Genomic DNA, 18,930 nt, shown 5'->3' on the forward strand with positions numbered 1-18,930 from the left:
CATGCGCACCCGATCCGCCACCTACCCCGACCGCGACACCGCCCAATGGGCCACCCAGCAGGTCGTCACCGCCAATGAGCAGCTCATCCACCGCTGGCTCGCGCAGTCCACGCGGGCGCGGTTGAGCATCGAGGCGGCCTGGCCCGCGCGGGAGGAGCCGGTCGGGCGGGTGTTGTTGCAGGCGATGATGCTGGCCGGCCGGGAGCCCGTCGAGGTGCGGGCCGCCCGGGTGGTCCTCAGACGGGACCCCGCACGCCCGCACGGCTTCACCGTGCAGTCCACGTTCCCGATCTATCTGTAGACCCATAGAGGCTGACCACCGTGCCCCTGAGCCCCCTCGAACACGACCGCCGCTACGGCGAGCTCGACCAGGTCATGCGCGCCTACCTCGGGCAACCCGCGGACGACACCGCGGAACAGGCCGGCCCGGCCCTGACCGCCTACCTCCGGCACACCTGGCACAGCCGGCCGTGGGCCCTCGCGGCCGCCGAACGGCAGTTGCGGGAGTACGCCGACAACCCGCCGGGACGGCTCCGGCTGCGGCTCGGCGAGTTCTACGCCATCCCCGATGTCGGCCTGCCCCAGGGCGAGATCCAGTCCTGGCTGCGCTGCCTCGCCGACCACATCAAGCACAGCATCGAGACGGGAGAGGTGCCGCCGCCCGCGGCCCCCGCCACCCACTGGGAGTGGCACGCCCGCTTCCCGGAGCTGGGGCAGTTCCTCGGGGGATGGTTCTCCCAGGACATGCCCGACGAGTACGACGACCATCACGCCGCCGTCGAGGACTACCGCGACTCCGCCGACCGGCAGCTCGTCGCCCGCCTCGTCGGGGAGCTGCAGGAACTGCTCGCGCTGGACCTGGACGAGTCCGACTACGCCCTCGCCGTCGCGGAACTCGGCATGGAGGTCGACCCTCCCGCCCCCTACTCACCCAGCGGCTGGCTGGCGGTCGTCGCGGGACAACTCGCCGTGCCGGCCGGTGAGCACTGAGCCGAGGAGCCCCTGCACCTCGCGGGGCCTGAATCCAGGGTGAGCACATGACGGATTCGAGATCTGTGGATTACTGGAGCCTTCAGGGGGCTCGCGTACTCCTCGCCCCGTACGACGGGTGGGACACAAGGATTCCCGACGACTCCGCTCACTGGCGGGTGCGGCTGTTTCCCCTCATCCGTGGCATGCGGACCGCCGAGCAGGACGGCGGCCGCAATCTGCGGGAGATCGCCGCCGAACTGCGCGTGGCCGCCGCGCTGTTCGAGATTCGTCCCGAGGATGAGGCGCTGGGCCGGATTCCTCGCGCGGAGACCGAGGAACGCACACCCCAGGTTCTCCGGGAGATCGCCGGGCATCTGGAGAGCGGGAACTGGTGGTCCGCCGAGGACGTTCCGCTGGGCACGGGTGAGTTGCTTCTGCGCTTCCCGCGCTTCTCCCAGATCCTGCCGATCTACTGGGGTCAGGACGGCGTGGCGATCAGCGACGACATGCAGGGCTCCACCGTGGAGGACGGAATCCGCCTGTTCATCGAGGAGACGCACCCGCGGTGCCCGTGGCAGCTGCCGAGTGTCGTGTCCGAGTGCGCCCAGGCTCTCGCCCTTTTCCACACCGAGGACCAGATGGACGCGTTCTTCTGCGAGGCGATGGGCGGCGGGTCGGGCAGCGAGGACTTCCTCGGCTTCTTCCCGCTGCTCGCCCGGCACTGCGTCGATCACCTGAAGGAAGCCCACTCACCGCTCTGGACCCCGAGCCGATGACGTGGGCGGACATGGATCCGGCCACGCACCCGTTCGATCCCGGGCGAGCGCTCGCCGTAGTACGCCAAGTGGTTTCCTCGCCGGACCCGGCGACGGGCGGACCACGAGGGCTGGTGTCGTCCCATTCGGTGGCCCGAGGCCTGGCCGAACACTACGGATCCTGGGCTCTCGGCTGGTACAGGAATGTGGATCAGGACCCCTGTTCGGGCGCCCTCATCAGGAAACCTCTCGGTGACATCGCCGGTGACCTCGATGCCCAAGTCCAGGAGTACACAGGGATTCTGCTGGAGTGGCGTTCATGGCTGGAGGAACTGGCCGCGCTTTTCGCCGAGTCCGCTCCCGAAACCCATGCCGACGCCGGCGAGGAAGAAAGGCGACGCTCCCGCGAGCGCGGCGTGGCCCCCGTGGCGGCTCGCGTGGTGGAGCGTACCGACGCGGGTGAGCTCTGGGGATTGGCGCGACGTCCGGGATGTGGCCGGTCCGGTCCGATCCGTGGGCGTCGCGATGGAGTCCTGGCCGCGGCCGCGCTGTGGGACAAGCCGGGGGAGACCAGGAGGGACGATGGTCTGCGGGCCGCCTGGCAGCGGGCGCCCGACGACGCTACGGCCGGAGAGGTCCTCGGGTTCCGCCTGCTCCAGGAGTGGCAGAAGCTCGTGCCGGGCCTGCCCGAGATCCGTTTCCGCACGTTGCCCGCCTTTGCCAAGGGGGGAAGGGAACGGTACGGCCTCAGCGCCGAGACACCCTCGCTCTTCGATGCCTGTCCGGCAGAGAGCGCGTCCCCGGGCGTTCCCCTGACCGCACGTGCCGCCCGCCTGTATCTCGACGTCTGCTTCTTCCACCCGTTCCACGACGGCAACGGCCGCGCCGCCCTGCTGGCACTCGGCTTCGTGCTGGCACAGGAAGACATCCTGCTGGACGAGGTAGGCCCCATCCAGATCCGCAGGTACGCGGACGACCCCGTGGGCGCGGCCTCGCTGGCCCGGATCATTCACACCCTGGCCGTGGTGACCGGGCGACGCGGGCGGTTCTCCCGTACTCCGGCAGGTTGATCCCGGGGAGTCGCGGGACAAGCGCTTCGAGGACGACCGAACCGTTCGCGAGCTACACCGACGGCTTCAGCGGTCGTTCCCGCGCCCCCTTCAGATGCCGTTCGAACACATCTCCCGCCTCCGGGGTCAGGGACCGCAGGGCGACCAGGACGGTGATGACGACGCCGCACAGTTCCGCCTGGACGTCGTCCCAGGTGTGGGTGACGCCCTTGCGGGGGTTCTGGCCGGTCGCGCCGATCACCGCCTCCGCGACCTCGCCGGCCTCCTCCGACAGCTTGAGGATGCGCAACAGCAGGGCCTCCCGGCCGGGTTGGGCCGTCTGGGTGGCCTCCAGGCGGGAGAAGAGTTCGTCGATGGTGGGCCAGAGGGGGAGGGCGGTCGAGTCCTGGTCGGTCATGCGGGGCAGCCCCCCACGCGGGGGCGCCCGGCACGTCGTGGACCACCGAGACCACTCCTCCCGCGATGCCCCGGCCTCCCGAGGACTCCGGGCCCCTCCGTCTCCCCAGGACGCCCGACCTGCCCAGAACTCCGCCCCGTCCCCCTAGGACTCTTCGACCTCCTCGAACAGCGCCTCCTGCTTCCCCTCCGCCCTTGCCCGGACCCGCCTCGTCCGTGCTCCCACCACGACCGCCGTGCCCGCCGCCGTCGCCGCGAGAGCCGCCGGGACCATCCAGCCGCGGTTGAGGACGTGGCCCAGGGCGTGGTCGAGGGAGAGGCGGCCGGGGCCGGAGATCGCGAGGCCCACCGCGGCCAGGCCCAGGGTGGCCGCGTACTCGTAGCCGCCCGCCTGGGCGAAGAAGCCGTTGGGGGTGTGGACGGCTGCCGCGCCCGCCATCGCGCCCGCGGCCGCCGCGCCCGCCGCCGGGGTGGCCAGGCCCAGGGCGAGCAGGGTGCCGCCGCCGGTCTCCGCGAGGCCCGCCGCCGTGGCGCTCGCCTTGCCGGGGGCGTAGCCGACGGACTCCATGAACTGGCCGGTGCCCTCGAGACCGTGGCCGCCGAACCAGCCGAACAGCTTCTGCGTGCCGTGCGCCACCAGCACCCCGCCCGTCCCCAGCCGGAGCAGCAGCAGGCCCAGATCACGTCGGTCGTAACAGGTCATGGTGACTCCCAAGCCGAGGCGGCAGAGACGGAGACGGGCGGGGAAGGCGTATGACGAAGTCCTTCCCGTGTTACCACCGTCACTCCGGTCACACCATCGGACGTATTTCGTCCCGCGCTCCGGTGGCGGCGCCCCGGCCCCGGTGTGAGCCTGGCGCCATGACGATTCAGCCAGCCAGACTCAGCGATCCGGCCGTCCGGGCCTTCGTCAACGCCGTCAACGCCCATGATCGCGAGGGCTTCCTGGCGCTGCTCACGCCCGACGCCACCATGTCCGACGACGGCTCCGACCGCGATCTCGCCGACTGGATCGACCGGGAGATCTTCTCGTCCCACGGCCATATCGACGTCGACAACGAGTCCCGCGGCGGCCGTGCCCTGGTCGCCCGCTACAGCAACGACACCTGGGGCGAGATGAGCACCAGGTGGAGCTTCACCGTCGACGAGGACGGACGGATCTCCCGTTTCGAGACCGGTCAGGCGTGAAGCTGCTCACGTCGGCAACGTCACGTTATCCGGTCAGATTTTCATAACGTGGCAAATTCCCTGGCCGTCACCACCCTTCGATGCCGAATCCGCTGCTCGGCGCGGTGTACCGTCCCGGGGTGCGCGAATCCTCCCGGCTCAGCCGGCGTGCCGTCCTCGGGCTGACGGCCGCCGCCCTTCCCCTGTCCGCCACCGCCCTTCCCCTGGCCGCGGCCGCCCCGGCGCTCGCCGCGTCCCCGGCCACCGCCATCGGCGGCGAACGGCTGGCCCGCCGCGGGCTCCAGGTGGAGGGCGCGGCAGCGGTGCCCACGAAGCTGCTCACCGCCCGCGCCTGGCTGGTCGCCGACGGTACGACCGGTGAGGTGCTCGCCTCCTTCAACGCCCACCAGCGCCTCGCGCCCGCGTCCACGCTGAAGATGCTGTTCGCGGACACCGTGCTGAAGAAGTTCGACCGCGCCGAGAAGTACACGGTCAAGGACTCCGACATCTCCGACGTCCCGGCCGGCTCCAGCCTCGTCGGGATCAAGGCGGGCATCACCTACACCGTCGAGCAGCTGTGGCAGGGCGTCTTCCTGCGCTCCGGCAACGACGCCGTGCACGTCCTCGCGCACATGAACGGCGGCATCGCCAGGACCGTCGCCGAGATGCAGGCCAGGGCGCAGGACCTCCAGGCCCTCGACACCCATGTGGTCAGCCCCGACGGCTTCGACCACCCCGGCCAGCTGTCCTCGGCGTACGACCTCACGCTCTTCGCCCGGCACGGGCTGGCGGACCCCGACTTCCGGGGCTACTGCGGCACCCGCGTCGCCGACTTCCCGGCGGGCGGCAAGAAGACCTTCCAGATCCAGAACACCGACCGCCTGCTCACCGGGGCGTGGGGCCTGAAGACGTACGACGGCCTGATCGGCGTGAAGAACGGTTACACCAGCCACGCCGGCAACACCTTCACCGGCGCCGCCACCCGCGACGGCCGCACCCTGCTGGTCACGGTCATGCACCCGGCCACCGGCAGCAACGCCGTCTACGAGCAGACCGCCGCCCTCCTGGACTGGGGCTTCACCCACGGCCGTACGGTCCAGCCGGTGGGCGCGCTGGTCAAGCCGCTCAGCGAGGGCGGCGCGCCCGCGTCCCCGGCGCCCGGCCACGCGGGCGGCCAGGCGGCGACGGACGCCTCCGCCAAGGGTCCCTCCGCGGCGCGCCTCGTGGAGGGCGCGGCGGGCACCGCGGCGCTGCTCGCGGCGGCCGGCGGTTTTCTGCTGCGGCGCCGCCGCCAGGCCCTCACGGCCCGGGAGGCGGCCGGCACCCGCAGGCCCCCCGCGCCCCGCGCGGCCGAGCCGGACCTCCAGGAGTCCCCGGCCCCCACGGACCAGCCGGGCGGCGGCCGGCACCGGCGCTGACGTCGTACGGCGGTCGTCCCGACCGGCGCTCGTCCCACCTCGGTGCGACGGCCGGTGCTGCGGTGGGACGACCGCCGTATCCCCCCCCCTCGCGATGGTCTCGGAATGCCTCTGCCCCAAGTGTGAAGCTCTTGTGGAGAAGAGTTGAGCACAGGGCCGCAACCGGCCGCAATACCCGGGGCGTTGGAATTCCTGCCGCACGTATGTACGTACGAGTGACGGGAGTTGGCGGTCAGCCTCGCCCGATGTACGGCATCGCCGTCGCCAGCACCGTCGCGAACTGCACATTCGCCTCCAGCGGCAGCTCCGCCATGTGCCGTACGGTGCGCGCCACTTCGGCCACGTCCATCATCGGCTCCGGCGCCGTCTCGCCGTTCGCCTGGAGGGCGCCGCTGCTCATCCGCCGCGTCATCTCCGTCGCCGCGTTGCCGATGTCGATCTGCCCGACCGCGATCCGGTACGGACGCCCGTCCAGGGAGAGGGACTTGGTGAGGCCGGTCAGCGCGTGCTTGGTCGCGGTGTAGGCGACCGAGTGCGGGCGGGGCGCGTGCGCGGAGATCGAGCCGTTGTTGATGATCCGGCCGCCCTGCGGGGTCTGCTCCTTCATCGTCCGGTACGCCGTCTGCGCGCACAGGAACGCCCCGTTGAGGTTGGTGTCCACCACGTGCCGCCAGGCGTCGTAGGGGAGTTCCTCGACCGGGACCCCGCCGGGCCCGAACGTGCCCGCGTTGTTGAACAGCAGATCCAGCCGGCCGAACCGGTCCACGGCCGCCCCGAACAGCGCCGCCACGTCCTCGGGCCGCGCCACATCGGTGCGTACGGCGATCGAGGGCGCCCCGGGCGCGAGCGCCGCCGTCTCCTCCAGCGTCTCGGTGTGCCGTCCGGCCAGCGCCACCGACCAGCCGGTGCGCAGCAGCTCCACGGCGACCGCCCGGCCGATCCCGGAACCGGCACCGGTCACCACCGCGATCTTCGATTGCGTGTCAGTCATGGCACGGAGCGTAGGCGGCCTGATCGTCGCTCGTATGTTCCTCGGCAGTTTGTCTGAGCTGCGAACATGGGAGGCGCGTTTCAGTGGAAGTTTCAAGCAGGGCGTCCCGGCCGGGACGCCTCGACCCAGGGAGGGGCCCCCATGCCCGAGCACGCGGCGGCACCGGCACCGCGGACCGACGACGGCAGCGACGACAGCACGGAGACCATCACCGCGTCCCCCGCCGCCCGCCGCACCGGCCTCCTCGTCACCTTCGTCCTCGGCGGCCTCACCGCGACGCCCCCGCTCGCCATGGACATGTACCTCCCGTCCCTGCCGGAGGTCACCGGGTCGCTGCACGCGCCCGCCGCCACCGTCCAGCTCACCCTCACCGCGTGCCTGCTGGGCATGGCCCTGGGTCAGCTGGTCGTCGGACCGATGAGCGACCGCTGGGGCCGGCGCCGGCCGCTGCTGATCGGCCTCGCCGTGAACCTCGTCGCGACCGCCCTGTGCGCCCTCGCCCCGAACGTCGGGACACTGGTCGCCTTCCGGCTGGTCCAGGGCCTCGCGGGCGCGGCCGGCATTGTCATCGCGCGAGCCGTCGTACGCGATCTCTACGACGGTGTCGCCATGGCCCGCTTCTTCTCCACCCTGATGCTGATCTCCGGGGTCGCGCCGGTCGTGGCCCCCTTGATCGGCGGGCAGATCCTGCGGGTGACCGACTGGCGCGGGGTGTTCCTGGTGCTCACCGTGATCGGGGCGCTGCTCGGCGCGCTGGTCTGGCTGCGGCTGCCCGAGACGCTGGCGCCCGCCGAACGCCACGGCGGGGGAGTGGGGCACGCGCTGCGCTCGATGCGGGCGCTCCTCGCCGACCTGCCCTTCACCGGCTACATGCTGGCCGGCGGCTTCGCCTTCGCCGCGCTGTTCGCCTACATATCCGCCTCGCCCTTCGTCATCCAGGAGATCTACGGCGCCTCCCCGCAGACCTTCAGCCTGCTGTTCGGCCTCAACTCGGTCGGCCTGGTGATCGCCGGGCAGATCAACGGCAAGGTGCTGGTCGGCCGGGTCAGCCTGGACAAGGTGCTGGCCGCCGGGCTCGCGGTGATCACGCTCGCCGCGACCGCGCTGCTGCTGATGTCCACCGGCGTCTTCGGCACGGTGGGGCTCGCGCCCATCGCCGCCGCGCTGTTCGTCCTGATGTCCGCGATGGGCCTGGCCATGCCCAACGCCCAGACCCTCGCCCTGCTGCGCACCAAGCACGCGGCCGGGTCCGCGTCCGCGCTGCTCGGCACCTCCTCCTTCCTCGTCGGCGCCGTCGCCTCGCCGCTCGTCGGGATCGCCGGTGAACACACCGCCGTCCCGATGGCCGTCGTCCAACTGGCGGCCGCACTGGTCGCGGGGGCCTGCTTCGTGGGAATGTGCCGTCCCTGGAACACGCGGGAGAACGCGCGTGCGGGGTCGGAAGGAGACGAGAGCTGAGCGCACCGAGACTGCGGGCCGACACACCACAGCGGGCCGGGCTGGCCCCCGACGCGCTCGGGCACCTGGTCGGCGAGGTGCACGCCCTCACCGCCGGGCCGCGCCCCTGGGCGGCGGGCGCGGTCGTGGTGGCCGGGCGCGGGCCCGTGATCGCCGTGGCCGAGGCGGCGGGCTGGGCCGTCCGCTACTCGTCCTACGACCCCCGCACCGACACCGGCGTCGAGCTGCGGCCCGAGGACCGGGTGCCGGTCACCGTGGACACCCCCTTCGACCTGGCGTCCCTGACCAAGCTGTTCACCTCGGTCGCGGCGGTGCAGCAGATCGAGCGCGGCACGCTGGGCATGGACGCCCAAGTGGGGCACTACCTGCCGGAGTTCCGGACCCTGTCCGAACACCGGGTGACGGTACGGCAGTTGCTCACCCACACCTCCGGGCTGCGCCCCGAACTCCCGTTGTACGACTGCCCGGACCGCGCCGCCCGGCTGACGATGCTGCGTGCCGAGGCGCCGTCGGGCCCGCCCGGCACGTACCGCTACTCGGACCTGAACATGCTGCTGCTCCAGTTCGTCCTGGAGCGCGTCACCGGCCGCACCCTCGACGTCCTCGTGCGCAACGGCATCACCCGGCCGCTCGGCATGACCGCGACCGGGTTCGGGCCCTGCCCGGGGGCGGCGGCCACCGAGGACCAGTGGCGGCCGTGGGCCAAGGCCGACCGGGGGATGCTGCGGGGCGTCGTGCACGACGAGAACGCCTGGGCCCTCGGCGGCATCGCGGGGCACGCCGGTCTCTTCTCCACCGCCCGCGACCTGGCCGTCTTCTGCCGCGCCCTGCTCGCCGGCGGCTCCTACGGCCCCGCCCGCGTCCTCGCCCCCGACTTCACCGACCTCCTGTTCACCCCGCCCGGCCTCGGCTTCGCCCTCGACCAGCCCTGGTTCATGGGCGCCCTCTCCGGCCACGGCGCCGCGGGGCACACCGGCTTCACCGGCACGTCCCTGGTCCTCGACCGGGCGACGGACACGTTCGTGGTCCTCCTGGCCAACACCGTGCACCCGCGCCGCCGCCCGGCCGACAGCGCACCGAGAGCGACGATCGGGACGTGGCTGGCGCGGGCAGTGGTGTGAGGGGGGGCGGGGGATAACGGTCCGGGTGGCGGGCGATACGGGTCCGGGGGTCGGGTGATGCCGGTTCGGGTGCCGGGCGATACGGGTCCGGGTGTCGGGCGGTACCGATCCGCGAGTCGGGCGATGCCGGTCCAGGCACCGGGCGATACGGGTCCGGGAGCCGGGCGATACCCGCCCGGGTATCGGGTGATGCCGGTCCGGGTGGCGGGCGATACGGGTCTGGGTGTCGGGTGATGCCGGTTCGGGTGCCGGGCGATACGGGTCCGGGTGTCGGGCGGTACCGATCCGGGAGCCGGGCGATGCCGGACCAGGCGCCGGGCGATACCGGCCCGGGTATTGGGTGATACCGGCCCGGGTATCGGGTGATGCCGTCCGGGAGCCGGGCCCCGGTCGGTCCGCTGTCCCCGCCGCTCGCCATAGAATCTCCAGGTGACCGCCCCCGTACCACCGGCCGACGTGCTTCGCCGCAGCCTTGCCGAGATGCTCGACGGACTGCCGCCCAGCCAGGCCGCCGGCGCCGTCGAACGGCTCATCGCCGCCTACCGCGGCGACACCCCGACCCACGCGCCGATCCTCCGCGACCGTGCCGACGTCGCCGCCTACGCCGCCTACCGGATGCCGGCCACCTTCGAGGCCGTGCGCTCGGCGCTCGGGGCGTTCGCCGATGCCGTGCCCGGCTGGGTTCCCGGCAGCCATGTGGACGTCGGCGGCGGCACCGGCGCCGCGACCTGGGCGGTCACCGACACCTGGGCCGGCACCCGCCCGGTCACCGTCCTCGACTGGGCCGAGCCCGCGCTCGCCCTCGGCCGGGAACTGGCCGCCGCCAACCCGGCCCTGACCGGCGCCCGCTGGCAGCGCGCCCGCATCGGCTCCGCGCTCGACCTGGCGCCCGCCGACCTGCTCACGGTGTCGTACGTCCTCAACGAGCTGGCCGAGTCCGACCGCACCGCCCTCGTCGACGCCGCCGCGGCCGCCGCCCGGACCGTGCTGATCGTGGAGGCCGGCACGCCCGCCGGGTACGCCCGGGTCATCGAGGCCCGCGACCGGCTGATCCGTGCCGGGTTCCGCGTCGCCGCGCCCTGCCCGCACAGCGCCGCCTGCCCGATCGCCCCCGGCACCGACTGGTGCCACTTCTCCGCCCGCGTCCCCCGCTCCTCCCTGCACCGCAGGGTCAAGGGCGGCTCCCTGGCCTGGGAGGACGAGAAGTTCTCCTACGTCGCCGCCACCCGCCTGCCCGCCGAGCCCGCCCCCGCCCGCGTCGTACGCCGCCCCCAGATCCGCAAGGGCCAGGTGCTGCTGGACCTGTGCGAGGCGGACGAACAGCTGCGCCGCACGACGGTCACCAAACGCCACGGCGACCTGTACAAGGCGGCCCGCGACACGGACTGGGGCGCCGCCTGGCCCCCGGACGCGTCGATGTGAGGTACGTCTCGTCCGATTCCCCCCGTATCCGCCTGCCGCCCCCCGAAGCGCACGAAGGTGGGACCATGAGGCATGCTGTCCGCACACCAGCGAGGCGAGGGGATTGATGAGCGGCACGTTCGACGGCCGGAGCGGCCGGCAGGGCAAACTCTCCCAGTGGCTGCGTGGCCGCCGCCCCAAGGAGGACGTCGCCGGCGACGGCGGCCGTGAGGCCCTGCTGCTCGCCGCCGCCGAAGCGGGTCTCCCGCTCGCGCCCGCCGCGCATCCGGCGCCCGGTTACCGATGTTCCTGCGACCGCGTGGGCTGCCCCACCCCGGCCCGGCACCCCGTGTCGTTCGCCTGGCAGACGCAGTCCACGATCGACCGCCCGCAGATCGAGCGCTGGGCCCGGCACCAGCCGCAGGCCAACTTCATCACCGCGACCGGCATGGTCCACGACGTCCTGGACGTGCCCGCGCAGGCCGGCCGGGAGGCGCTGGAACGGCTGCTCGCCCAGGGCGTCGAGGTGGGGCCGGTCGCCGAGAGCGACGACGGCCGGATGCTGTTCTTCACCCTCACCCGGGGCACCCCCGAGGACGAGGACGAGTGGTGGCCCTGCGAGCTGGACTGCCACCCCGAGACGATGGCCGAGCACCCCGGCCTGCGCTGGCACTGCCGGGGCTCCTACGTCCTCGTGCCCCCGGCCCGCCTGCCCGGCGACGACGACCAGCAGGTCCGCTGGCTGCGCGGCCCGGAGCATCCGCTGCCCGAGCCCCTGACCCTGCTGGAGTCCCTCACCGACGCCTGCGCCCGGCACGTCGCCGGGGAGGCCACCGCCGACCTGGACCGGCCCTGGCCGCTGCGCCGCTGAAGCCCTGGCGCTACTCGCCCTTCGCCCCCGTCACACCGTTCACCTTCGCCACGATCGACACCGCCCCCTTGCCCGCCGGGTCCAGCGCGGCCTGGCCGGCCACCGACTCCAGCGTGAGGGACTGGTGGATCTCGCCCTTCGTGAGGGCCAGCACGGCCTTGCCGGGCGTCGGCACCGAGGAGTTCGCGGCGGCGGTCTCCTTCTCGTAGTGGTGCGTGGTGAAGAAGACCAGCGCACCGCCGTCCGTCGTGCGCAGCGCCAGGGGGGCGTAGTCGCCGCGGGTCAGCGGCTGGTCGATGTACTGGCGCACCAGGCCGGGCTTGCGGGCCTGACTCTCCCGATAGGCGCGCAGCTGGCTGGTGTTGGGCCCGGCGGCGAACGTCCTGCCGCCCTTTTTCAGGTAGTCGACGTACGAGCGGCTCAAGTCCCCGGGCGTCACGGCCAGTTCGTCCGAGGACGCCGGCACCGCCTCGGCCCAGCCGTCCTTGTCCTTCTTGAACTCCGGTACGGCGCCCGGGGCCGCCAGCGTCAGATACGCCACCCGCCACCGCTCACCCAGATCCGCCCGGGTGAACACCAGCAACCAGCGGTGGTCGCCGCCTTTGTTGCCCCGCGCGTCCGCGAGGAACCAGCGGGGCCAGCCCGCCTTCTTCGGGATCGTGATCTTCACGTCCGACAGCTTCAGCGGTACGTGACCCGCGTTGCCGGACGGGCTGTCGGCGTGCCCCGCCTTCAGCCGGGCGGCGTCGATGTCGGCGAGCGGCCCGGTGACATAGGGCGCGTCGAGCGAACTGTCGTACGCCTTGTCGGCCTTGTTGTACGCGTCGGTGAACGCGGCCACCGCCTTCGCGGCCTCCGCCCGGGTGGCGCCGGGCAGCACCTCGCGCTCCCCGTGCACCACCACGCAGCCGCTCACCGTCAGCGACAAGGCGGTCAGTGCGGCCGCTGTCAGTGCGTTCCGGTCACGCCGGCGAAGCCGTCGAGGACTGCGTTCCCTGGTCATCGGGTTCCTTCACCTTCCCCTTCCCGGAGGCGAACCCTACCGGGGCGAGGAACACCGTGAGCACCGGGACCACGTACAGGGCCCAGACCGTGACCTGGACGACCGTCGGGTCCGGCTGGAAGTTGAACACGCCCTTCAGGAGCGTGCCGTACCAGCTGTCCGGCTCGACGGTGTCGCTGATGTCGAAGGCCAGGTGGGTGAGGCCGGGGATCCAGCCGGCCTCCTGGAGGTCGTGGAAGCCGTACGCCAGCACGCCCGCCGCGACCACGACCAGCATGCCGCCGGTCCAGGTGAAGAACTTCGCCAGGTTGATGCGCAGCGCGCCCCGGTAGAACAGCCAGCCCAGCACCACCGCCGTGGCGAGGCCGAGGGCGACGCCGATCAGCGGGCGCGGGGTGCCGTCCCCGGCCGCGTGCACCGAGGCCCACACGAACAGGGCGGTCTCCAAGCCCTCCCGGCCGACCGCGAGGAACGCCGTGGCGACCAGCGCGCCGGTGCCCATCGCGAGCGCCGCGTCCAGCTTGCCGTGCAGCTCGGACCTCAGGTGCCGGGCGGTGCGCCGCATCCAGAACACCATCCAGGTCACCAGGCCCACCGCGAGGACCGACAGCGAGCCGCCGAGCGCCTCCTGCGCCTGGAACGTCATCTCCTGGGAGCCGAATTCGAGCGCGCAGCCGAAGCCGAGGGCCAGCGCGATCGCGACGGCGATGCCGGTCCAGATGGGCCGCAGGGCGTCCCGGCGGCCGGTCTTGACCAGGTACGCGATCAGGATGCAGACGACGAGCGACGCCTCAAGCCCCTCCCGCAGACCGATCAGGTAGTTGGAGAACACGGGCTACGCCTCCTTCGAGAACAGTGGGCGGCCCCACCAGTCGGCGGCGTCCCGGACGCCCGGCGGGACCGCGAAGACCGCGGAACCCACGTGCTGGATGTACTCGCCCAGCGCGTCGTGCGCGGACAGCTTGCGCTGGAGCGGGATGAAGCCGTGGCGCACATCGCGCTGGTAGGCCAGGAAGAACAGGCCCGCGTCCAGCCGGCCGAGGCCGTCGGTGCCGTCGGTGAAGGAGTAGCCGCGGCGCAGGATGGTGATCCCGGAGTTGGCGTCCGGGTGCGCGAGCCGTACGTGCGCGGTGGGCTTCATCGCCTTCAGGAACGGCGCGTCGTGCTCGCCCGCCCGGCCGGCCGGCGCGCCCTCGCGCTTGTCCCGCCCGAACACGTCCTCCTGCTCCTGGAGCGAGGTACGGTCCCAGGTCTCGATGTTCATCCGGATGCGCCGGGCGACCAGGTACGAGCCGCCGGTCATCCAGTCCGGGCCATCCCCGGCGCCGACCCACACGTGCTTCGCCAGCCGGTCGGTCTCGGTGCCCGCGATGTTGCGGGTGCCGTCCTTGAAGCCGAAGAGGTTGCGCGGGGTCTGCGCGTCCGGGGTGGTCGAGGAGGTCTTGCCGAAGCCGAGCTGGGACCAGCGCACGGCGACCTTGCCGAAGCCGATGCGGGCGAGGTTGCGGATGGCGTGCACGGCGACCTGGGGGTCGTCCGCGCAGGCCTGGACGCACAGATCGCCGCCGGTGCGGGTCTTCTCCAGGTTGTCCCCGGGGAACTCGGGCAGGTCGACGAGGGCTTCGGGCCGCTTGCCGCGCAGCCCGAACCGGTCGAACAGGGAGGGGCCGAAGCCGATGGTCAGGGTCAGCCGGCACGGGGTGAGGCCCAGCGCCTCGCCGGTGTCGTCCGGCGGGGCCTCGGGGAGCCCGCCGTAGGCGCCCTCGCCGACCGGCCTGCCCGCGGTCATCCGCCGGGCCGCCGCCGTCCAGTCCTTCAGCAGCTGGACGAACTCCTCGCGGTCGTCCGTCTTCACGTCGAACGCGGCGAAGTGCAGCCGGTCCTGCACGGGCGTCGCGATGCCCGCCTGGTGGGCGCCGTGGAACTCCACCGCGCCCCCGGCCCCGGCCGCGTCCGCCGTGCCGGACCCCGCGTTCGTCAGCGCCACCGCGCCCCCGGCCGCCACGGCACCGAGCGCGATCCCGGCCCCGCCCCAGCCGATCAGCGCCCGGCGCGAGGGCCGGGTCTCCCGCTGATCCTCAGTCATCGGCCCGGACCCTTACTTGACGACCGCGGCGGCGAGCTTCGACAGCGGCTCGGCGAGCGCGTTCACCGCGTCCGACAGCTCCTTGCGCTGGGTCCCGGTGACCTTGTCGTAGGAGACGAAGTCGTACGACGACGTGTCCGAGCGGTAGCCGTCCAGCACCTTGTCCAGCGCGGCGAACTGCTTGTCCAGCTCCTTGGTGAGCGCCGGGTCGTGCGTGACGGCGACCGGCTTCAGCAGCTCGTACGACTTCTGCGCGCCCTCGACATTGCCCTTGAAGTCGGCGAGGTCGGTGTGCGAGTAGCGGTCCTCCTCGCCGGTGACCTTGCCGGTGGCGACCTCGTCCAGCAGCTCCTTGGCGCCGTTGGCCATGGACGTCGGGGTGATCTCGGCCTTGCCGACCCGCCGCTGCCAGTCCTTGAGGTCGCTCACCAGCTGGTCGGCGAGGGTCTTCTCCTCGGCACCGATCTTCTTGTCGGCCCACAGGGCCTTTTCGAGGCGGTGCCAGCCGGTCCACTTCTGGCCCTTCTCCAGGCCGTCGGCGCGGGTGTCGGTCTTCGGGTCGATGTCACCGAAGGACTCCGCGACCGGCTCGGTGCGCTCCCAGCCCAGGCGCGAGGGCGCGTACGCCTTCTTGGCCGCGTCGAGGTCGCCCGCCTTGATCGCGTCGGCGAACTTTTGCGCGAGCGGCACGGTGGCGTCGGCCTGGTCCTGCGCGTACTGCCGGTACTCGGCGACCGCCTTGTCCAGCTTCGGGTCCCGCTTCGCCGACGCCGAGCCACCGGTGACGGTGAGCTTCTGGCGGACGCCGTGGCCCTTCATGCCGGGGCGGCACGCTATCTCGTACGACCCCGCCTTCACCTCGGCGGTCAGCGTGTACTTGGTGCCCGGTCCGATGTTCTCCTTCTCGGAGACGATCCGGTCGTCCGGGAACAGGATCTCCACCTCGGTGGCCCTGGAGCCCTTGTTCGCTATCTCCAGGGTCACCTGGCCGGCCGGGACCGAGGTGGCGGAGGTGTCGCACGCCGAGTCCGCGGCGGTGACCCGGATGGCGTCGCCGTCCTTGCCCTCGCTCTTGGCGGTGCAGGCCGAAAGGGCGGTCAACGCGGCCGCGGTGACGGCGGCGATGACGGTCGGACGGACGGCACGCATGCGGACTCCCTGACGATCCAGTGTGGTGAGGCTGCCCTAACTTACCTGAGCCTTACCCCTCTCATACCCGTCGGGCGCGTGATCCGGCTCTCACGGCATACGCCTCGGGCCGACGACGACACCGGTGCCGCGGGGATGGGCGAACACCTCCACCGGGTGCTCGTACACCTCGGACAGCAGCGGCTCCGTGAACACCTCGGCCGGTGGCCCGTCGGCCGCGACCCGGCCGCCGCGCAGGACGACCACCCGGTGCGCGTAGGCCGCCGCGAGCGCCAGGTCGTGCAGCACGACCACCACCGCGTCGCCGGCCAGCGCCCGCTCCCGGCACAGCCGCAGCACCGCCTCCTGGTGCCGCAGGTCGAGCGCGGCGGTCGGCTCGTCGAGCAGCAGCAGCGGGGCGCGCTGGGCCAGCACCCGGGCCAGTGCGACCCGGGCCCGTTCGCCGCCGCTGAGCGCGCCGAACAGCCGCCCGGCGAAGTCGCTCACCTCGGTCGCCGCCATCGCCTCCGCCACGGCGAGGTCGTCCTCGGCGGGCGCGGCCGCGTGCGGCGCCCGGCCCATCCGGACGACCTCCGCCACGGTGAACGGGAAGGCCAGCGCCGCCGACTGCGGCAACACCGCCCGGCGCAGCGCGAGTTCGGCCGCCGTCCAGGCGTCGACGGGGCGGCCGTGCAGTCGTACGACACCCCCGGCGGCCGGGACGTCCCCCGCGAGCGCGCCCAACAGGGTCGATTTCCCGGCCCCGTTGGGTCCGACGAGCGCGAGCACCTCACCGGCCCGGGCGCTCACCCCGACCCCGTCGAGCACCGGCCGGGCGCCCAGTCGTACCCGAAGGCCCTCGGCCTCGGCGAGCACGTCACCGGGGGCGGCGGGAGCGGGCGGGGCGGGGCGGCGGCGCAGCCGCATCCGGCCCGGGGCGAACAGCGCGCTCATGCCCAACCCCCCTGCCGGCGCCGGGTCCTGCGCAGCAGCAGGAAGAAGAACGGGCTGCCGATCAGGGCGGTCAGCACCCCGAGGGGCAGCTCGGCCGGGGCGGCGGCGGTGCGCGCGACCAGATCGGCGGCGAGCAGCACCAGCGCGCCGAGCAGGGCGCTGCCCGGCACCAGGAAGCGATGGCCGGGACCCGCCATCATCCGCAGCAGATGCGGGACGACCAGCCCGACGAAGCCGATGATGCCCGCGACACTGACCGCCGCCGCCGTCAGCAGCGCGATCACCAGGACGAGCACGAGGCGCAGCCGCTCCACGTCCACCCCCAGGTGCCGGGCCGGGCGTTCGCCCAGCGCCAGCAGGTCGAGGCGGCGCGTGTACAGCGGTGCGAGGCCGAGCCCGAGCAGCGCGCAGGGCAGCACCGCGAGCACCTTCGGCCAGGTCGCCTGGGACAGCGAGCCGAGCTGCCAGAAGGTGATCTGGTTCACGGCGGCGGTGTCCGCGAAGAAGAGGAACAGTCCGATCAGCGCGCCCCCGAAGGCGTTCACCGCGATCCCGGTGAGGATCAGCGTCACCACCTCGGTACGGCCGCCGGAGCGGGACATGGCGTAGACGAGCAGCACCGTGCCGAGACCGGAGACGAACGCGAGGACCGGCACGGTCCACATGCCCAGGAAGTCGAGGCCGAACGCGATCGCGGCGACCGCGCCCACCGCCGCGCCCGAGGAGACGCCGATGACGCCCGGCTCGGCGAGCGGATTGCCGAACACGCCCTGCATCAGCGCCCCCGCGCAGCCCAGCGAGGCGCCGACCAGCAGCGCCAGCGCGATCCTCGGGAACCGCACGTTCCACAGCACCGACTCGGCCACCCGGTCCAGTTCCGTCCCGCCGAGGTGGGCCCGGTGCAGCACCGAGCCGAGCACGTCGGCGACCGGGATCGGATAGGCGCCGAGGCCCGCGGCCAGGGGCACCAGGACCAGCAGGGCGAGGACCAGGGCGGCGGTCAGCAGCCAGGCGGCGGGGCGCCGGGCGGGGGCCGGGGCGGGCGCCGTCCGCTCGGCCGGTTTGTCGAGCACGGTCACTTGTCCCCGCCTCCGTAGAGCTGGTGGACCACGGAGGCCAGCACCTGGTCGGTGCGCGGCCCGTAGTTCAGCAGCACCCCGTCCTCGACGGAGACGATCCTGCGGTGCATCCCGGCCGGTGTCTCGGCGACCCCCGGGATCTTCACCAGCCCGTCGACACCGCCCACGGACTGAAGTCCCTTGGTCATCACCAGGATCGCGTCCGGCGCGGCCTGGGCGAGTGCCTCGGCGGTGATGGCGGTGAAGTCCTTGGTGAGCCCGGACGCGGCCCCGGCGTCCACCGCCCCGGCGGCTTCGAGCAGCGAGGTCGCGCCGGAGCCCTTGCCGCCGATGAGATACACGGAGGCCGAGCCACGCAGATAGAGGAACGCGACCCGGGGCCTGTCCTTGTGCGCCGGAATCTCCTTGCGCACGGCGGCGATCCGGGCCTCCGAGCGCTGGGCCAGCTCCTTGCCCGCGGCCGGGACGCCCAGGGCGCGGGCGACGGTCTCGATGCGCGGACTCACATCGGCCAGGCCCTCGGCCGGGGCGACCACGAGCACCGGGACACCGGCCGCGCGGATCTGGTCGACCGCCTCCGCGGGCCCGGACGTCGTCTCGGCGATGACCAGATCGGGCTTCAGGGACAGCACGCTCTCGGCGGAGACGTCGTGGTTGCGGGTGACCACCGGGAGCTTCGCGGCCTGCTGGAAGGTGGCGGTGATGTCCCGCGCCACGACCCGCTCGCCCAGCCCGAGGGTGAACACGATCTCGCTGAGGCTGCCGGACAGCGGCACGATCCGGCGCGCCTCGCGCACGGTCACCTTCCGCCCGTCGGCCGAGGCGACGGTGACCGGCAGGTGGGGTGCGGGGGTGTCCTTCAGCGGCTCCACCCGGTCGGCCGCGGCGGTCGCCGGGGCCTGCGCGGCGGCCTTCGGGGAGCCTCCGCATCCGGTGGCGCCCGCGAGGAGCACGGCCAAGGACACCAGTGCCCCCGCCAGTTGTGTACGGAACCGTCTCACGGCCTCGTCCCGTTCCCTTCGGTCGGCTTCTTGATCCCCCCAGGGGAGTTTAGGTTAGC

20 protein-coding genes are annotated in these 18,930 nt (G+C 72.9%); 10 read left to right on the plus strand and 10 right to left on the minus strand.

What is annotated here, in order from left to right; translation table 11 throughout:
- Position 1: 1 nt before the first annotated feature.
- The 4 genes from QHG49_RS24675 to QHG49_RS24690 all read left to right on the plus strand — a co-directional run bounded on the left by QHG49_RS24675 (position 2) and on the right by QHG49_RS24690 (position 2,797).
- Entirely contained in the window at positions 2-301 is a 300-nt protein-coding gene (locus tag QHG49_RS24675) for an RNase A-like domain-containing protein (RefSeq protein WP_145485066.1), read from the plus strand.
- Between the two features lie 20 nt (positions 302-321).
- Positions 322-990 (plus strand): contact-dependent growth inhibition system immunity protein, encoded by a 669-nt coding sequence (locus QHG49_RS24680; protein WP_301491351.1) that lies wholly within the window; start codon positions 322-324, stop codon positions 988-990.
- Between the two features lie 185 nt (positions 991-1,175).
- Positions 1,176-1,748, plus strand: coding sequence for a hypothetical protein (locus tag QHG49_RS24685; RefSeq protein WP_301491353.1), 573 nt, complete (start codon positions 1,176-1,178; stop codon positions 1,746-1,748).
- An 11-nt stretch (positions 1,749-1,759) separates the two neighbouring features.
- A complete protein-coding gene (locus QHG49_RS24690) occupies positions 1,760-2,797 on the plus strand; it encodes a Fic family protein (RefSeq protein ID WP_301491355.1) in 1,038 nt (345 codons plus the stop codon).
- 52 nt (positions 2,798-2,849) lie between these two features.
- On the opposite strand, the gene QHG49_RS24695 is transcribed toward QHG49_RS24690, so the two are convergent.
- Positions 2,850-3,194 carry a MazG-like family protein gene (locus tag QHG49_RS24695; protein ID WP_301491357.1) on the minus strand — a complete coding sequence of 115 codons (345 nt, stop codon included), beginning with the start codon at positions 3,192-3,194 and terminating at the stop codon, positions 2,850-2,852.
- A 144-nt stretch (positions 3,195-3,338) separates the two neighbouring features.
- Positions 3,339-3,896, minus strand: coding sequence for a DoxX family protein (locus QHG49_RS24700; RefSeq protein ID WP_145485063.1), 558 nt, complete (start codon positions 3,894-3,896; stop codon positions 3,339-3,341).
- 158 nt (positions 3,897-4,054) lie between these two features.
- On the opposite strand from QHG49_RS24700, the gene QHG49_RS24705 reads away from it, so the two are divergent.
- Together QHG49_RS24705 and QHG49_RS24710 are read left to right on the plus strand one after the other, a co-directional pair.
- Positions 4,055-4,381 carry a nuclear transport factor 2 family protein gene (locus QHG49_RS24705; protein ID WP_145485062.1) on the plus strand — a complete coding sequence of 109 codons (327 nt, stop codon included), beginning with the start codon at positions 4,055-4,057 and terminating at the stop codon, positions 4,379-4,381.
- 80 nt (positions 4,382-4,461) lie between these two features.
- Positions 4,462-5,778 (plus strand): D-alanyl-D-alanine carboxypeptidase family protein, encoded by a 1,317-nt coding sequence (locus QHG49_RS24710; protein ID WP_159700891.1) that lies wholly within the window; start codon positions 4,462-4,464, stop codon positions 5,776-5,778.
- Positions 5,779-6,010: 232 nt separating this feature from the next.
- Here the strand turns inward: QHG49_RS24710 and QHG49_RS24715 are convergent, their stop codons facing one another.
- Positions 6,011-6,769, minus strand: a complete 759-nt coding sequence (locus tag QHG49_RS24715; protein ID WP_159700888.1) for an SDR family oxidoreductase — start codon at positions 6,767-6,769, stop codon at positions 6,011-6,013.
- A gap of 141 nt (positions 6,770-6,910) precedes the next feature.
- Between QHG49_RS24715 and QHG49_RS24720 the strand changes: the two genes are divergently transcribed.
- From QHG49_RS24720 to QHG49_RS24735, 4 genes are all read left to right on the plus strand, one after another.
- Entirely contained in the window at positions 6,911-8,227 is a 1,317-nt protein-coding gene (locus tag QHG49_RS24720) for a multidrug effflux MFS transporter (RefSeq protein ID WP_145485059.1), read from the plus strand.
- The gene (locus QHG49_RS24725; RefSeq protein WP_301491362.1) at positions 8,167-9,348 is read left to right on the plus strand and encodes a serine hydrolase; all 1,182 of its coding nucleotides are present in this window, start codon (positions 8,167-8,169) and stop codon (positions 9,346-9,348) included. The genes QHG49_RS24720 and QHG49_RS24725 overlap by 61 nt, the downstream gene beginning before the upstream one ends.
- Positions 9,349-9,777: 429 nt before the next feature.
- Positions 9,778-10,770 carry a small ribosomal subunit Rsm22 family protein gene (locus tag QHG49_RS24730; RefSeq protein WP_301491364.1) on the plus strand — a complete coding sequence of 331 codons (993 nt, stop codon included), beginning with the start codon at positions 9,778-9,780 and terminating at the stop codon, positions 10,768-10,770.
- Between the two features lie 106 nt (positions 10,771-10,876).
- A complete protein-coding gene (locus QHG49_RS24735) occupies positions 10,877-11,620 on the plus strand; it encodes a bifunctional DNA primase/polymerase (protein WP_301491366.1) in 744 nt (247 codons plus the stop codon).
- A 10-nt stretch (positions 11,621-11,630) separates the two neighbouring features.
- Here QHG49_RS24735 and QHG49_RS24740 read toward each other — a convergent pair whose 3' ends face one another.
- The 7 genes from QHG49_RS24740 to QHG49_RS24770 form a co-directional block, all read right to left on the minus strand.
- Complete coding sequence (locus tag QHG49_RS24740; protein WP_145485057.1) at positions 11,631-12,623, minus strand: hypothetical protein; 993 nt, start codon at positions 12,621-12,623, stop codon at positions 11,631-11,633.
- Positions 12,583-13,455, minus strand: coding sequence for an iron uptake transporter permease EfeU (gene efeU, locus QHG49_RS24745; protein ID WP_145485056.1), 873 nt, complete (start codon positions 13,453-13,455; stop codon positions 12,583-12,585). Before efeU ends, QHG49_RS24740 begins: the two co-directional genes overlap by 41 nt.
- A gap of 3 nt (positions 13,456-13,458) precedes the next feature.
- On the minus strand, positions 13,459-14,709 hold the full coding sequence (efeB, locus tag QHG49_RS24750) for an iron uptake transporter deferrochelatase/peroxidase subunit (protein ID WP_145485055.1): 1,251 nt from the start codon (positions 14,707-14,709) through the stop codon (positions 13,459-13,461).
- 12 nt (positions 14,710-14,721) lie between these two features.
- A complete protein-coding gene (gene efeO, locus QHG49_RS24755; protein WP_145485054.1) occupies positions 14,722-15,858 on the minus strand; it encodes an iron uptake system protein EfeO in 1,137 nt (378 codons plus the stop codon).
- Between the two features lie 90 nt (positions 15,859-15,948).
- On the minus strand, positions 15,949-16,791 hold the full coding sequence (locus QHG49_RS24760; protein ID WP_301491370.1) for a heme ABC transporter ATP-binding protein: 843 nt from the start codon (positions 16,789-16,791) through the stop codon (positions 15,949-15,951).
- Positions 16,788-17,870 (minus strand): iron ABC transporter permease, encoded by a 1,083-nt coding sequence (locus QHG49_RS24765; protein ID WP_159700879.1) that lies wholly within the window; start codon positions 17,868-17,870, stop codon positions 16,788-16,790. Before QHG49_RS24765 ends, QHG49_RS24760 begins: the two co-directional genes overlap by 4 nt.
- Positions 17,867-18,871 carry a hemin ABC transporter substrate-binding protein gene (locus tag QHG49_RS24770; RefSeq protein ID WP_370530506.1) on the minus strand — a complete coding sequence of 335 codons (1,005 nt, stop codon included), beginning with the start codon at positions 18,869-18,871 and terminating at the stop codon, positions 17,867-17,869. Before QHG49_RS24770 ends, QHG49_RS24765 begins: the two co-directional genes overlap by 4 nt.
- Positions 18,872-18,930 lie beyond the last annotated feature (59 nt).

This window comes from Streptomyces sp. WP-1 (assembly GCF_030450125.1).
Classification (GTDB): Bacteria; Actinomycetota; Actinomycetes; order Streptomycetales; family Streptomycetaceae; genus Streptomyces; species Streptomyces incarnatus.

Bases quoted from the DNA above. Each gene is read 5' to 3' on its own strand.
- QHG49_RS24675 (WP_145485066.1), top strand. From the start codon at position 2: ATGCGCACCCGATCCGCCACCTACCCCGACCGCGACACCGCCCAATGG.
- QHG49_RS24685 (WP_301491353.1), top strand. From the start codon at position 1,176: ATGCGGACCGCCGAGCAGGACGGCGGCCGCAATCTGCGGGAGATCGCC.
- QHG49_RS24690 (WP_301491355.1), top strand. From the start codon at position 1,760: ATGGATCCGGCCACGCACCCGTTCGATCCCGGGCGAGCGCTCGCCGTA.
- QHG49_RS24695 (WP_301491357.1), bottom strand. From the start codon at position 3,194: ATGACCGACCAGGACTCGACCGCCCTCCCCCTCTGGCCCACCATCGAC.
- QHG49_RS24700 (WP_145485063.1), bottom strand. From the start codon at position 3,896: ATGACCTGTTACGACCGACGTGATCTGGGCCTGCTGCTGCTCCGGCTG.
- QHG49_RS24705 (WP_145485062.1), top strand. From the start codon at position 4,055: ATGACGATTCAGCCAGCCAGACTCAGCGATCCGGCCGTCCGGGCCTTC.
- QHG49_RS24710 (WP_159700891.1), top strand. From the start codon at position 4,462: ATGCCGAATCCGCTGCTCGGCGCGGTGTACCGTCCCGGGGTGCGCGAA.
- QHG49_RS24715 (WP_159700888.1), bottom strand. From the start codon at position 6,769: ATGACTGACACGCAATCGAAGATCGCGGTGGTGACCGGTGCCGGTTCC.
- QHG49_RS24720 (WP_145485059.1), top strand. From the start codon at position 6,911: ATGCCCGAGCACGCGGCGGCACCGGCACCGCGGACCGACGACGGCAGC.
- QHG49_RS24735 (WP_301491366.1), top strand. From the start codon at position 10,877: ATGAGCGGCACGTTCGACGGCCGGAGCGGCCGGCAGGGCAAACTCTCC.
- QHG49_RS24740 (WP_145485057.1), bottom strand. From the start codon at position 12,623: ATGACCAGGGAACGCAGTCCTCGACGGCTTCGCCGGCGTGACCGGAAC.
- efeB (WP_145485055.1), bottom strand. From the start codon at position 14,709: ATGACTGAGGATCAGCGGGAGACCCGGCCCTCGCGCCGGGCGCTGATC.
- efeO (WP_145485054.1), bottom strand. From the start codon at position 15,858: ATGCGTGCCGTCCGTCCGACCGTCATCGCCGCCGTCACCGCGGCCGCG.
- QHG49_RS24760 (WP_301491370.1), bottom strand. From the start codon at position 16,791: ATGAGCGCGCTGTTCGCCCCGGGCCGGATGCGGCTGCGCCGCCGCCCC.